The organism is Flagellimonas sp. 389, assembly GCF_018449435.1.
Classification (GTDB): domain Bacteria; phylum Bacteroidota; class Bacteroidia; order Flavobacteriales; family Flavobacteriaceae; genus Flagellimonas.
In genome coordinates this window covers 172,318-185,618 of record NZ_JAHCMU010000006.1, presented here as the reverse complement: position 1 = coordinate 185,618, position 13,301 = coordinate 172,318, and the positions used below count along the sequence as shown (strand labels likewise).

12 protein-coding genes are annotated in these 13,301 nt (G+C 34.6%); all 12 read right to left on the bottom strand.

The features are described from left to right. Positions 1-22: 22 nt before the first annotated feature. The 12 genes from KIM67_RS07265 to KIM67_RS07210 all read right to left on the bottom strand — a co-directional run bounded on the left by KIM67_RS07265 (position 23) and on the right by KIM67_RS07210 (position 13,238). Positions 23-1,012: a polysaccharide deacetylase family protein gene (locus KIM67_RS07265; protein WP_213830679.1), complete on the bottom strand. Its 990-nt coding sequence runs from the start codon at positions 1,010-1,012 to the stop codon at positions 23-25. A gap of 8 nt (positions 1,013-1,020) precedes the next feature. Continuing rightward, complete coding sequence (locus KIM67_RS07260; protein WP_213830678.1) at positions 1,021-1,788, bottom strand: formyl transferase; 768 nt, start codon at positions 1,786-1,788, stop codon at positions 1,021-1,023. 33 nt (positions 1,789-1,821) lie between these two features. Continuing rightward, on the bottom strand, positions 1,822-2,931 hold the full coding sequence (locus KIM67_RS07255) for an EpsG family protein (RefSeq protein WP_213830677.1): 1,110 nt from the start codon (positions 2,929-2,931) through the stop codon (positions 1,822-1,824). A 4-nt stretch (positions 2,932-2,935) separates the two neighbouring features. After that, a complete protein-coding gene (locus KIM67_RS07250) occupies positions 2,936-3,844 on the bottom strand; it encodes a glycosyltransferase family A protein (protein WP_213830676.1) in 909 nt (302 codons plus the stop codon). A gap of 5 nt (positions 3,845-3,849) precedes the next feature. Beyond that, a complete protein-coding gene (locus tag KIM67_RS07245; RefSeq protein ID WP_213830675.1) occupies positions 3,850-4,977 on the bottom strand; it encodes a glycosyltransferase in 1,128 nt (375 codons plus the stop codon). 10 nt (positions 4,978-4,987) lie between these two features. Next, the gene (locus tag KIM67_RS07240) at positions 4,988-5,905 is read right to left on the bottom strand and encodes an ATP-grasp fold amidoligase family protein (protein ID WP_213830674.1); all 918 of its coding nucleotides are present in this window, start codon (positions 5,903-5,905) and stop codon (positions 4,988-4,990) included. A gap of 9 nt (positions 5,906-5,914) precedes the next feature. Further along, positions 5,915-6,883, bottom strand: a complete 969-nt coding sequence (locus KIM67_RS07235) for a glycosyltransferase (protein ID WP_213830673.1) — start codon at positions 6,881-6,883, stop codon at positions 5,915-5,917. A 2-nt stretch (positions 6,884-6,885) separates the two neighbouring features. Continuing rightward, entirely contained in the window at positions 6,886-7,950 is a 1,065-nt protein-coding gene (locus KIM67_RS07230; RefSeq protein ID WP_213830672.1) for a polysaccharide pyruvyl transferase family protein, read from the bottom strand. Positions 7,951-8,092: 142 nt separating this feature from the next. Next, entirely contained in the window at positions 8,093-9,616 is a 1,524-nt protein-coding gene (locus KIM67_RS07225; protein WP_213830671.1) for a lipopolysaccharide biosynthesis protein, read from the bottom strand. Then, the gene (locus tag KIM67_RS07220; protein WP_213830670.1) at positions 9,616-10,896 is read right to left on the bottom strand and encodes a nucleotide sugar dehydrogenase; all 1,281 of its coding nucleotides are present in this window, start codon (positions 10,894-10,896) and stop codon (positions 9,616-9,618) included. The genes KIM67_RS07225 and KIM67_RS07220 overlap by 1 nt, the downstream gene beginning before the upstream one ends. Before the next feature lie 5 nt (positions 10,897-10,901). Then, positions 10,902-12,233 carry a UDP-glucose/GDP-mannose dehydrogenase family protein gene (locus KIM67_RS07215; RefSeq protein ID WP_213830669.1) on the bottom strand — a complete coding sequence of 444 codons (1,332 nt, stop codon included), beginning with the start codon at positions 12,231-12,233 and terminating at the stop codon, positions 10,902-10,904. Positions 12,234-12,239: 6 nt separating this feature from the next. Then, the gene (locus tag KIM67_RS07210; protein WP_213830668.1) at positions 12,240-13,238 is read right to left on the bottom strand and encodes an SDR family oxidoreductase; all 999 of its coding nucleotides are present in this window, start codon (positions 13,236-13,238) and stop codon (positions 12,240-12,242) included. Between the last annotated feature and the right edge of the window lie 63 nt (positions 13,239-13,301).

Here is a 13,301-nt window from a genome sequence, read left to right as displayed (position 1 = left end):
AGTTCACGGTTTAATATATTAGCTAATCGAATTGTTCTTTTAATGAGGTCATCGTATTACTTGTAAAAGAATAGTCTTTTTCCAATTTTTGAAAATGTTTGAAAATCATTTCTAAATTTCCTAGGTTTTCTTTCATATTGGCTCCAAAATTGTGCGGATGCCACCATAGGTGATACAAATGACCATGTTTGGCAGCGTGTGTCATTGCTTTTTTGATTCTTAAGATTTTGAGCTTTTCAAGAATTTTTAATGTTTTGGAATAAGGTCTTAAAAACCTCGATGAAGGAATATTAAGGCATTCACCATTTTTTGAGCGAGAAAGTTGTAATGTCCCTAAAGGATAAGTATGGTACCCAAAAACATTGACATAACTATCCATAAGCCTTAATCCTTTTTCCATTATACGGGGCATGGACTTACGAGGTTGATACACTCCTGCTTCTTCCGTGCCTCGATAAGACGTTATTCCGTTTTTGAAACACGTTCTCAAATAGTCATCTTTTACCTGGTTTCTTGGAAACACAATACTATTTATTGATATTCCCATGGCCTCAGCAATTTTCACAGCAGCATTTATATCATTGTCGAATTGCTCTAAAGTTTGTCCTTCTGCACAACAGTAATAATGTGAAAAAGTGTGTGTGCCTATCTCATGATTCGGGTTTTTGGCAATTTGTTCTATTTCTTTTTTTGCAAAATGGTACGGAGCGTCTATTTCATCCTTGCCTATTGACGATATCAAAGGATATGGGTTTAAATTTTGGTTGGTGTATCTAGGTTTGACCTTTGGTGCAAAGTGTGTGAGCTCATCTTTGTTTTCTGCAAACAAAAAACCTACAGTGGAAAATGTAAGACGTATTTTGTATTTATCGCTTAACTCTAGAATGCCACGTATGGCTTTTCTTGTATTTTCCAAATTCAGTTTATAGTCATCAACGGATTTAACATCAAAAATCCCCCAATGCAATTCAAAATCTAGTGATATTACAAAAGTCCCACTTGGATTTTCCATATCTTAATCTATTTAACGCCTTTAAAAAAGCGATGATAAAGGTAGGTGTTTATTGTAGGATGGTAATACAATTTGCTTGGCAATCCATTTTTAATGGTAGTTAGACCTCCGTTTTCTATTTGCCCAATCGCTTCCTTAATACACTCTAACCCTTTGATAACTTGCAAGTAAGGATAGGTGATATAATTATCTTTTTTAGTGGGGGTAATCCTTTTTTGACTTATGACACCTCCAGTATCTATTCCTGGATCTATATAATGGACTGTAACACCACAGTTTTCCAAATCTTTGTTAACAAGCGCCCAATATCCACCATGGACGCCTCTATATTTAGGGGTGATTCCTACGTGCATATTCAACAATGGAGCCTTTAAACCTTCTATAATTTGTTTCTTTATGATACGAGTCCCACATACCATAATAACATCGGGATTTATACTATTTACATGTTCAACGACTTTTGGATCGTTTATAGAGGAGGGCTTAAATATATTGACTTCACTTTTGAGTGATTCGGTATTGAAGGATGATAGTATCTCTTCCTTTCTTTTTCGACCTTCTTTTTCCAACAAGGGGACAAGACCTCTCATAAATATAAGTTGTCTAAAAACTTTAAAGAACCCCATTTTCTTTATTCTTCTTTTCACCATAAAACTCTTAGAGCCAGGAGAATCAAAAACTACACTAACAACATCGTAATTTTTGCTTAAAAAATCATAAACAACATTACCAATAGTGCCATTGCTAGTAAATAGAACAACTTTCGTATTTTTCATTTATTTGTTACTTTAAATTTTATTAAAATGTTTTTAAGGAAATAGTATTATATGGTTTATCACAAAATATAATAATGCACCTAAACTGGACAAATAAAGACTCTTTTCTTTGTAGGAGTTTTTAATGGTGTTGAAGAGTAGAAGTGGAATTGCAACCCAACTATAAAGACCTATTCTATCAGAAAAAGGAATATTGAAATTAAAAAAGAAAATCACCGATGTGATGACGAAATATTTGATAAGAAACAAATCTTTGGCATTCTTTAAATTACTAAACTTGACAAATAGAAACAGAAAAAAAGCATTATACAATACAAAATCTAACCTAAAGCCTATCCGATATGTAGTTTCACCGGCAAAGACCAAACGTTTAAAATCCTCGCTATTTACATTTTGAAGAAAAGGTATTGAATGAAAACCGAATCCCACAAATGAAAGACCAACAGCTAGTACGAACAATACGATAAAATATTTTATTTCTATATTCTTTAGCCATCTAGATAGCAGTATTGCAGATATTGGTATCAAAGAAGTTCCATGAAAAAAGTATGCTATCACAAACAAAAATATCGCTGGCTTTAGCTTTTCCTTTAACAAACAGTCCATTGCTAGTAGAATGAAAGTTATTGAAAGACCATTTCTTATGATGTTCACTTCTAATTGTAAAAAAGAAAAGGCACTTGCAAAAGTTAAAAATAGAATTAAACTGCTACCATCCTTCCCGTAGTCTGAAAATCTTCTGACGAAAAAGTATAGACCTATGTTCAAAACAACCGCCAGTACCAAAAGAAACAAAGTGAAACTCTTGAATGGGAAGGTTATGAACATGAGTACCTCAAACAAAAGATCAGTTTGAAAATATCCGAAAAAAGCAACTGGGTCTTGGATGTTTATTCCTTTTAAAAAGTAAAAGTTGTAATAGTTGATTGTGTCAGTACCGATTCTGATATTTCTAGTTCCGGCAAAGAAAATCATAAAAAACACAAAACTCAACAACAGATTTCTATCCTGCCTTAAATAGGATTGGGAGTTCTCACGTTTAGACCTTAAAATGAGAGCACCTAATATTATATAAGAAGCAAGTACAATCTTGAATAACAACGTATAATTTGATTGCGTAAAATTACTGAAGAAATAATCCATACGTTTAACTTTCCTGGCCCTCAGCCTTTATTTTTAATTCTATTGCCGTCTCTAAGGTATTTTGATGCTCTTTAACCGATTCCTTAGAGATTTCGTTATATCTTCTTTTTATAATTTTATCTGTTGAATTGAACATTGAACCAATTAAATAGACAAATAGTTTTAAAAATTTCGTTAAAGTGAGTTTAATACATTTTAGTGTACCTATTACCTTTTTGTTTTTCCAATAAATCTTGATTGCATATTTAGTAGAGGCCCTATACTTTTTTAATGATGAGGTACTTGCTTCTCGATAATATAAATACGGACATGAGATTTTTGCAAAATTACTTTGGTTTATTGTTCTTATCCATAAATCAAAATCCTGTGCTCTCTTCAAAGAAGTGTCATAATTGTTTTTTTTAAACCAACTTGTCCTTCCCGCTATTGTAGGATGAACGCTCCAGTGTCCAGCAATCATGTCACCGATCGTATATTCCTCTTTTTGGTTGTTTCCCCGAATACCTAGTATATTGTTGTTATTATCAATGGATATAAGTCCAGTGCCTACCAAATCCACTTTAGAATGAGCTTTTAAGAATTCAATTTGTCGAAATATTCTTTGAGGGTGCATAATGTCATCGGCGTCCATACGCACATAGAATTCTCCTTTTGAAAGCTGTGAAAGTTCATTTAGACGTGCTGGTAGTCCTTTGTTTGTTCCGTCATGGAAGACTTTTATTCGATTGTCCAGTTTTTCAAAAGATTGCGCAACCTTGACCGAATTATCCGAACTGCCGTCATCCATCAACAAGAGTTCCCAATTGGAATAGGATTGGTTGATTACTGATGTAATAGCGAATCCTAAGAATTTTTCCGAATTGTAAAAAGGTACTCCTATTGAGACCAAAGCCGAATCTAAATCTTTAGACATCTGTATTACGAATTTATACCTTCACTATAAATATGCTGCAGTTTTTTCACACTGTCTGCAGCGTCGAAATTTCTCAATCTCATTTGAGATTTTATTTTTTCAAAATCAGTTGACTTTTTCTTAAATGAATCCAATAAAGCTTGTTCCCATACCTTAAGGTTTTCGTTCAAATCAAGAAAAGTGATTAAATCAAGTCCCATGTCAACTTCACTTGAAATGTTGGTCGAAATAATACAGGGAAGGCCACAGGCTTGCGCTTCTACCAACACGACTGGAAATCCTTCAAGATTTGAAGGCATAAAGAATATGTCGGAACTATGGAGAATCTTAGGGATTTCGGAACTAATACCATAAAAAGTTATTACTTTTTCTAAATCTCTGTCCTTTACCATTTTTTTAAGCTTATTTTCCAGTGGGCCGGTTCCTAAGAACACATAATGAATATCGTGATGGCGTTTGACCAATTCTGACACAAAATTTATAGTGAATTCAAAGTTTTTTTGAAAAGTAAAACGACCTATTTGTGTAACTATCTTAGTATTCTCTTTAAGGTTAAGCTCTTTCCTTAAAAATTCGGAGTATTTCTCTTGACCCTGAAAAAAATTGATGTCAATTGAATTGGGAAATACGACCACTTTTTCTTTTGGAATTGATGGATATAAGTATTCTCCCGCAGCTTCGCCACAAGCCATATAAACGTTACAGCTTTTCTTTATAAGTCTTCTGCATATAAATCTATAAATCCTGGCTCTGAGCGTTTTTTTTCCTTTGGAGATATGGGAGTGGGAGACCCGGACCTTTTTTTTCTGTAGATAAGCGATCAATAAGAAAACAGTACCGTTAAGATTAATGTGTGAATGGATGACTTGATGGTCAGGTAAGCTTTTGATAAGCTTTGCATAGTCTACATATCTTTTCCAGATTCTGGAAAGTCTATTCTTTCCTCTATTGGGAATACGGTAAATATTGCCTCCTAGTTTCTTTATTTCGTCATCGTAGTCACATTTGCTGGCTGTGAAATACAAAAAATCAAATTGAAAATTATTTGTGTCTAAATTACGATAGAGGTTCATCAACAAGGTCTCGGCACCTGCACGCTGCATTGCTCCAGTAATGTGTAGTATTCTAATCATAGGTTGAGGCTTATAGATTTTCTAAATTGATCCAGTCACCCATTAGTTTATTATATTCTTTAGGGGAATATGGTAATAAACCGCTTCCCGGATGATAAGTTATTTCACCAAAGAAGATTTCATTCTTATTATGATAGAAATCCACTCTGACAAATGGATAATGTGAACTAAGTACGGTAGCCAACTCCTCCATTTCTTTCAATCTCCTTGGTCTCTCAATTTCAAAACCGCCGTCATTTGGATAATCATAATATTTTAAGGGAATCTTGTTCCAATCAAGATCGTAAAAAATCACATAATGTACGCCATCCCTTTTTATGCTTACATGAATGTTTTTTGGTTCACCATTGTAGCAATAGAACTTATAATCTAGAGGAATGTTGTTTTGCTCATCGAGTAATAGTTCTTCAATTATTATTTTTGGAGCGATATTTTTGTATTGCCATTCCCTCGACTGGTAATAGTAATTCTGCTTTAAGAGGTTATCGAACTTCTTTCTTTCATTTTTCCAATTGATTTTTGTTTTATCCCTGACAATGGTATAACCGGCACTGTTGTGATTGCATTTAATGATGAATGGAACATTGGGGAGTTCATCTGGCACCAATTCTTTTACCGAATCAAAAACCATTGGCTGGGGAATCAGATACTGTTCACCTATTTTCTCTTTAACATAGTCCCTAACAGCCACCTTGTCGGCACATTGTGTTTGTAGGTCGAGCCTATGGTTGATTTTGAGCCATTGTAGTTTTTCTTGATAGGATACAGGGTTCTGCCAGTCCAAATTTTTATTGAACTGTCTTTTGTAAGCCATTTCCACAAATTCTTTATCGGGTATAGTTTTGTATCGATACTTTGTATATTGGCGAAACATCCAACTTAGGATTGTGGAGTTATCGATTTTTTTCTTGTTGATATATTTTCCCATACTAACCAGTTAAGAAACTTTTTTGTATAAATTATAAATGCTACTATATGTTTTATGGTATGTCTTTAGACTTATAGCCATTAATTTAAAATCCTTATTTCCATTTTTGGAACTCCCATATTTCTTTTTGATTTTTTTTATAATACTGTAGGCTGTTTTTGGAAGTGGTAACTTAGCTCTGGCTGCCATTTTGACCGAACCTGCAAAAAAGTGAATGATTGTTTTTTCTAATGTTTCTTTATATTTATTAGAAACATTTTTTTCATTTTTCAATTCATGCAAGGCATTCAAAATCAAAAATCTATCTTCAACATTTTTAGTTGAAATAGAGTTGATTATACTTCCTTCCCGCATCAAATAATGATAATATGCCTTTGGTAATGTATCACAGTGTTTTGCCTTTAACAAGGCCCTTGGCGTGAATTCTAAATCTTCGTATAGTATGCCCTCATAAAAGAAAAGCTGGTTTTCCTCTAAAAAACTCCTTTTATAAATAAACTTCCAGATGTAAAATAAATTGTTGAGATAGTCAATAAATAAGGTCTCACCGTATATTGGTTTTTCTAATGCAGTTGGAATATATTGCCTAGTGACCTTATCGTTATAAATGACATCATGGCCCAACCAGAGTATATCCAAACTGTTCGAACGTAACTTATGAAAAATATCTTTAAGGCAATTTGAACTTATCCAATCATCTGAGTCAACAAACCACACATAATTTCCTTTTGCATGGTTTAACCCAGTATTTCTGGCACCGCTTAATCCCTTGTTTTTTTGGCTTATAATTTTCATAGAAGGAAAATCGTTCAGTAGCCCTTTACAAATTTGCAGACTGTTGTCCGTTCCTCCATCATCAACTACGATTACCTCGAATTCCTCAGAGCCAACGGATTGATCAAAACAACTTCTTATACATTTTTCAACATATGCTGATACATTGTATACTGGAATTACTATTGACAAAATAGGGGTCATACTTAGTCTTTAGATGATATAATCTTTTTTAGTTCAGTATATTGCGGTAATAGGTCCTTTTTAATTGTTACTTTCTGGGTTTTTAAAAACTCCAACGATTCGTTAATATCCTCTTTTGAGAAATTTTCCATTAAACGTATATGCTTTGCGTGATCAATCCAGGCATAAGAAGATTTTATTTTATGATTGTTGTTCAAGAAAACCAACGCAGGTGTATTGGTAATGTAGCAAAAGATCATTCCGTGCAATCTGTCCGTTATCACAACTTCGGCCCGTCTAAAATCGCTCCATATTTTTTCCAGTGCCTTAACTCGCCCATTGAGAGAAATATTGGCACCACCAATATGTGTGTCTCTCGAAGTAAACCCTCCAAATTTTTCTTTTACTAGAGATAAGAGTTTCTTTTCCTGATCAGGATTCAGTTTCTTTTCCTTATCGTCCCTCAAGCAGATTATAGCGCCATCCCTCTTTGAATTTTCTGCAGTTTTGTCGAGAGTAAGCACTATATCAGGAACTTTTATAATTGTGTTGGTCGTAAAATGTTTCTTAAAAAAATCATAGGATTTTTGTTCGCGAGCAAGCAAAATTAGGTTTGGATGTTTCGAATATACCTTTATTGCTTTTTTTAAGGACTTTCTTCCAATATGCGTATCTCCAAAATCAATAGTTTGGGGAAAAGAGATTACCCGATTACTTTTAAAATTTGATATCACCATTTGCCTAAAATGCTCAATCATAGGGTAGAGATCTCCCATATTGCCGCCACCGACCGTGGTGACTACATCAGTCGATGAAAGAATTTTTTTCACGAACGCTATTCCTTCGATAGTTTTACTAATGGGTATTTCTGTTATCAAATAATCTGGATATAGATTTTGCAAGAATTTGTGCTGAGCATAAGTTATGGCCACATCCCCTAAATTGCCATAATCCGCTGCGAGAAAGATATAAGCCCTCTTTTCAGTCTGTTTTGGAGGCTTAAATGAAAGTGCTTGAAGAGGTTTGGATTGAAAACGCCTCAATAATAGTTTCGCTTTAACTGAAAATGGAATAATTTTTTTAATCATTTTTTAGTCTTTAGTTGCTGGAAGATAGATTGAAAAAGGTTTGGCATAAAACATAAAAATCACATCTCTATATTCCTTATTTACAAATAATTGCGAATTAAATTGAACGTTTTTCCAGAACGATTTAAAATAATCTTTATTTTCATTGAAAACGTTTTTTAAGTATCGGAAGTTTAAGGGCAACGGACCTTACCAGGTTTTTTTCAAAGCTGGTCATGAACAAAAATAAAATCAAAAAGTAAATCAAACTGTATCCTATTAGGTTACCAAATAGGATTAAGAGATTCTTATGAGGTAGAAAATGATTTACAAATAGTAATGATGATACTGCTATAAACATTCCAATAAACAAGGGACTTATTTCCTTATAATAACGCAACATCTCTAACTTTGCCTTTTTTATATAATAAGGAATCATGAATACTCTCTCTAGCAACATAAACACAACAGTCGTTATAATCATTTCTAAGACACCAAATTCCTGTACTACGTAAATACCTAATAGAGTTCCTATGATCGTTAAGCTAAGAAGTAACTTACCCCGATACGACAACAAGTTTTTAGCTTCCAGTATATTATTTGCAAAGCCTTGACTAAGGATAGGAGTAAGACCGATCATTATTATAATGACATAATAATATGCCATTTCATATTCTGTTCCTACCCAAAAAAATACAAAATCCTTGCCTACAAGTATAAACCCTCCAAGAATATACAATAGGACCAAAAGGATGATTCGAGAAATTTTAATGAACATATTTGTAAGCTCCGAAGAAGGAATCTTTTTAACGGTCATTTGAATTGCTCTAGGTAAAAAAACAGTTTCTATGGCGCTGGAGAATGCCCCATAATAATTGCCCAGGGTTATGCCCACGGCATATATAGCAACGATTGACGTACTATAATAAACACCTATTATCAATTGTCCAAATTGCCACCTTAGTTGATGAACTATCGCAAAAATGAATATCCACAGCGAAAATCCTAGAATATGAGAGAATAGTTTTTTGTCGAATACATGTAGTCTCACCTTTACATTAAGTTTTTTGAACACTATAAATGCATTAACTCCTATTATGAGAAGATTCATTATAGTGTCTAGGATAACCAATCCTATGGAGTCACCTCCAAGATACAAAAGACCTATTACTAATGCACTTCTTACAATATATCTCGAAATGTTTACAAGTTTTGGAAGAATAAATTCTTCGTATCCACTACAAATACCTCTAAAGGCGCCACCTGGAAGCGATATGGCCAGATTGAAAATAAGAATCAGCATCATAGTCTTTGCCTTACCTAATTGATTTACGGTTAGGCTTTCTTCATACAAAATTTCAAGATTAAGATAAATAACCCCGCCTATAATTATGATGAGCACAGATATACAGCTGTACATCATAAAACTGTGTGCCAAAAAGTTTTCTTCTCCTTTCTTGTCCACTAAAGAACGGTACTTTGCAACAAATCTGACTACCGTATTGTTTAATCCAAAATCCAGGACACTCATGTAACCTACTAGGGCACCGATCATGGTATAAAGTCCATATTCGGCACTTCCCAATGAACGTATAATCAAAGGAGTTATTACTAAGCCAATTACATTCGTAAGAAAAATACTCACATAAGAGAGAGCAGCCCCGCCTTTAAGCTGGTTAATTTTCATTAAAGCCTTTTAACAAGATAATTTTCTATTGTACCTTTCACATCATATACTACACCATTATCTTTCAGGAGATTTTTGAAGTCCAATGATTTGAATTGCCTATGTGCGACCGCTAGTACCACAGCATCATACTTTTCTTGTGGTATAGTAGTTGTAGTTTCTAAATTATATTCGTGCGCAACTTCTTCCGGGGATACCCATGGATCATAAATAGCAATATCTGTTCCATAGCTTTTTAGATTGCGAATGACATCAACTGCTTTGGTATTACGAACATCTGGACAGTTCTCTTTGAAGGTAATGCCCAACACCAATATTTTACCTCCTTTTATTTTAATATCATTTTGGACCATAAGCTTTATGATTTCTGATGCAACATACTGCCCCATACTATCATTCATTCGTCTACCTGCCAATATAATCTCTGGATGATAACCAAATTCTTGTGCCCGCTGTGCCAAATAATAAGGGTCAACACCTATACAATGACCTCCGACCAAGCCTGGTTTAAAAGGAAGAAAGTTCCATTTTGTACCTGCTGCCTCTAACACTGCATGGGTATCAATTTCCATGAGGTTGAAGATTTTAGCCAGTTCATTGACAAAGGCAATATTAATATCCCTTTGAGAGTTTTCAATAACCTTAGCCGCTTCAGCTACTTTTATTGTTGGGGCTAGGTGTGTGCCAGCTGTGATAACCGATGCATAGAGGTTGTCAACTTTATTTCCAATTTCTGGAGTTGACCCAGAAGTCACCTTTAGAATTTTCTCTACAGTATGTTCTTTATCTCCAGGATTTATTCGTTCAGGAGAATATCCTGCAAAGAAGTCTATGTTGTACTTAAGACCACTTATTTTTTCCAACACAGGTATGCACTCCTCTTCCGTTACACCTGGATAAACCGTTGATTCATAAATAACGATATCACCTTTTTTAAGTACCTTACCGACTGTCTCACTGGATTTGTAAAGGGGTGTAAGGTCTGGGCGATTATTTTTGTCCACTGGCGTAGGAACAGTTACAATATAGAAAATACAATCTTGTATCAAGCTTAAGTCATTCGTGCAATATAGTCCCTTTTCCATATCTGGCGAGTCGCTCAGTACCTCCTGCAAAACCGAATCGTCCACTTCAAGAGTACTATCCGTTCCTGATTGTAATTCTTTTATTCTTTCTAGATTAATGTCAAAACCTATTACGGGATATTTCGTTGCAAATAGTCGTGCCAGTGGAAGTCCCACATAGCCAAGACCTATTACCGCAATTTTATCAGAATTCATATTTCTTAGTTGATTTTACCTATCTGATGGTATTCGAATCCATTTTTTATCATTTGTCCATGATTGTATTGGTTTCGTCCATCGAAAACTACAGGTTGGGTTAGTTGCTTTTTAAGCTCGTCAAAGTCGGGTGACCTAAACTCTTTCCATTCGGTCAATAAAATTAGAGCATCAGCATTTTGTAATACATCGTACTTAGATTCATGGTATGAAACATTGCCAACATCCTTTAAATAAAAATGTTGTGCTTCTTCCATAGCCTTAGGATCATATGCTTTGATTTTTGCGCCTCTTTTTGCCAACTCTTTGATGATGTATATGGCTGGTGCTTCCCTCATATCGTCTGTTTCTGGTTTAAAGGCCAAGCCCCAAATGGCAAAAGTCTTACCAGAGAGATTTTCTCCATATTTTTTTATGACCTTATTGGCTATGACTAATTTTTGCCTGTCATTAACATCCTCAACGGCTTTTATCAAACTTGCCTTATAACCATTTTCTTCGGCTGTTTTTTTTAGGGCTTTAACATCCTTGGGGAAACACGATCCTCCATAACCGCTTCCAGGATAAATAAAACTGTAACCAATTCTACTATCGGAGCCAATACCAATTCGTACTTTGTTTACATCTGCACCGACAAGTTCACAGATATTTGCTATTTCATTCATGAATGAAATTTTTGTAGCTAACATGGCATTGGCAACATACTTTGTCATCTCTGCTGAACGAACATCCATGGTAATAAGTCGATCAAGGCTACTTCTAAAGAATGGGGTATACAGTGTTCTCATCTTTTCGGTTGCCTCGATATTGTCTGACCCTATAACGACTCTATCAGGTTTCATAAAATCGTTAATGGCATCTCCTTCTTTTAAAAACTCTGGATTGGAAACAATATCAAATGGGATAGACACTCCGCGCTTTTCCAATTGTTGTTGGATGGTATCATTAACTTTATCTGCGGTACCGACAGGAACGGTAGACTTATCAACAATTATTAGAGAGTGCGACATGTTTTGTCCAATCTCTTTTGCCACTTGCAGAACATATTTAAGATCCGCAGAACCATCTTCGCCCATCGGTGTTCCAACTGCGATGAAGGCAATATCACATTTACCTAAATTTTCTGCTAATACTGTGCCGAATTTTAAGGTTCCATTTTCTACATTACGCTTTACCATTTGTTCTAGGCCCGGCTCGTAGATAGGTATAATCCCGTTTCTTAAATCTTTTATTTTCTTTTCATCTATATCAATACATGTTACATTATTGCCCATTTCAGCAAAACATGTTCCACTTACAAGGCCAACATATCCAGTGCCTATTACAGTTAAGTTCATTTTTGTTTATTTTAGATTTTCCCAATACCAACTAACAGCCTCTTTTAATCCACTTTTTAAATCATATCTTGGATTATAGCCCAATAGTTTTTTAGCTTTTTCAACAGATGCAAGTGAGTGCGGTACATCACCCTGTCTACTTGGACCAAACGTTGGAACTATGGTATTTATTTTGGGGTCAAAAGTACTTAAATATTGCTTTAAAAGTGATACCAGCTCTTTTAAATCGGTGCGTTCACCGTAAGCTACATTGTAAACTGTGTTTATAGCATTTTTTGAACTGTTACAAATTGCTAAAACATTCATTTGAATAACATTGTCTATATAGGTGAAATCTCTCGAAAAAGAACCATCACCATTGATAACAGGAGCTTCATAATTCATTAATTGCATTACGAACTTTGGTATTACTGCTGCATAAGCACCATTTGGGTCTTGTTTTCTTCCAAATACATTAAAGTATCTCAAACCTATTGTTTCTAAACCATACGTTTTGGAAAAAATATCTGCATATAGCTCATTTACATATTTAGTAATTGCATACGGTGATAGTGGTTTGCCTATCTTGTCTTCAACCTTTGGAAGACTTTCGGAATCCCCATAGGTAGAAGAACTTGCTGCGTATACAAAACGTTTTACATTTGCATCTTTTGAAGCCACCAGCATGTTAAGAAACCCAGAGACATTAACAGAGTTACTAGTAATAGGATCATTGATCGATCTAGGAACTGAACCTAGTGCAGCCTGATGCAGTACGTAGTCCACTCCTACACATGCCTTATTACAATCTCCTAGCTCTCTAATATCTCCTTCTAAAAGTGTGAAATTTTTATTATCGAGTAAATGGTGTATATTTTGTTTTCTACCTGTTGCAAAGTTATCCAAACAGGTTACAGAATTGCCATTTTTTAATAGTGCCTCACATAGGTTGGAACCTATAAAACCAGCGCCTCCCGTTACAAGTATTTTATACTTTGGATTTAAGTTTAAAGAACTAATTTCCATTGGTTATTTTTTGAGCGGCAAAGATGATTAAAAGATATTAAAATAAGCTTAATTTTATTTTAA

Coding starts and splice junctions, on each gene's coding strand:
- KIM67_RS07265 (WP_213830679.1), bottom strand. CDS start 1,012: ATGGAAAATCCAAGTGGGACTTTTGTAATATCACTAGATTTTGAATTG.
- KIM67_RS07260 (WP_213830678.1), bottom strand. CDS start 1,788: ATGAAAAATACGAAAGTTGTTCTATTTACTAGCAATGGCACTATTGGT.
- KIM67_RS07255 (WP_213830677.1), bottom strand. CDS start 2,931: ATGGATTATTTCTTCAGTAATTTTACGCAATCAAATTATACGTTGTTA.
- KIM67_RS07250 (WP_213830676.1), bottom strand. CDS start 3,844: ATGTCTAAAGATTTAGATTCGGCTTTGGTCTCAATAGGAGTACCTTTT.
- KIM67_RS07245 (WP_213830675.1), bottom strand. CDS start 4,977: ATGATTAGAATACTACACATTACTGGAGCAATGCAGCGTGCAGGTGCC.
- KIM67_RS07240 (WP_213830674.1), bottom strand. CDS start 5,905: ATGGGAAAATATATCAACAAGAAAAAAATCGATAACTCCACAATCCTA.
- KIM67_RS07235 (WP_213830673.1), bottom strand. CDS start 6,883: ATGACCCCTATTTTGTCAATAGTAATTCCAGTATACAATGTATCAGCA.
- KIM67_RS07230 (WP_213830672.1), bottom strand. CDS start 7,950: ATGATTAAAAAAATTATTCCATTTTCAGTTAAAGCGAAACTATTATTG.
- KIM67_RS07225 (WP_213830671.1), bottom strand. CDS start 9,616: ATGAAAATTAACCAGCTTAAAGGCGGGGCTGCTCTCTCTTATGTGAGT.
- KIM67_RS07220 (WP_213830670.1), bottom strand. CDS start 10,896: ATGAATTCTGATAAAATTGCGGTAATAGGTCTTGGCTATGTGGGACTT.
- KIM67_RS07215 (WP_213830669.1), bottom strand. CDS start 12,233: ATGAACTTAACTGTAATAGGCACTGGATATGTTGGCCTTGTAAGTGGA.
- KIM67_RS07210 (WP_213830668.1), bottom strand. CDS start 13,238: ATGGAAATTAGTTCTTTAAACTTAAATCCAAAGTATAAAATACTTGTA.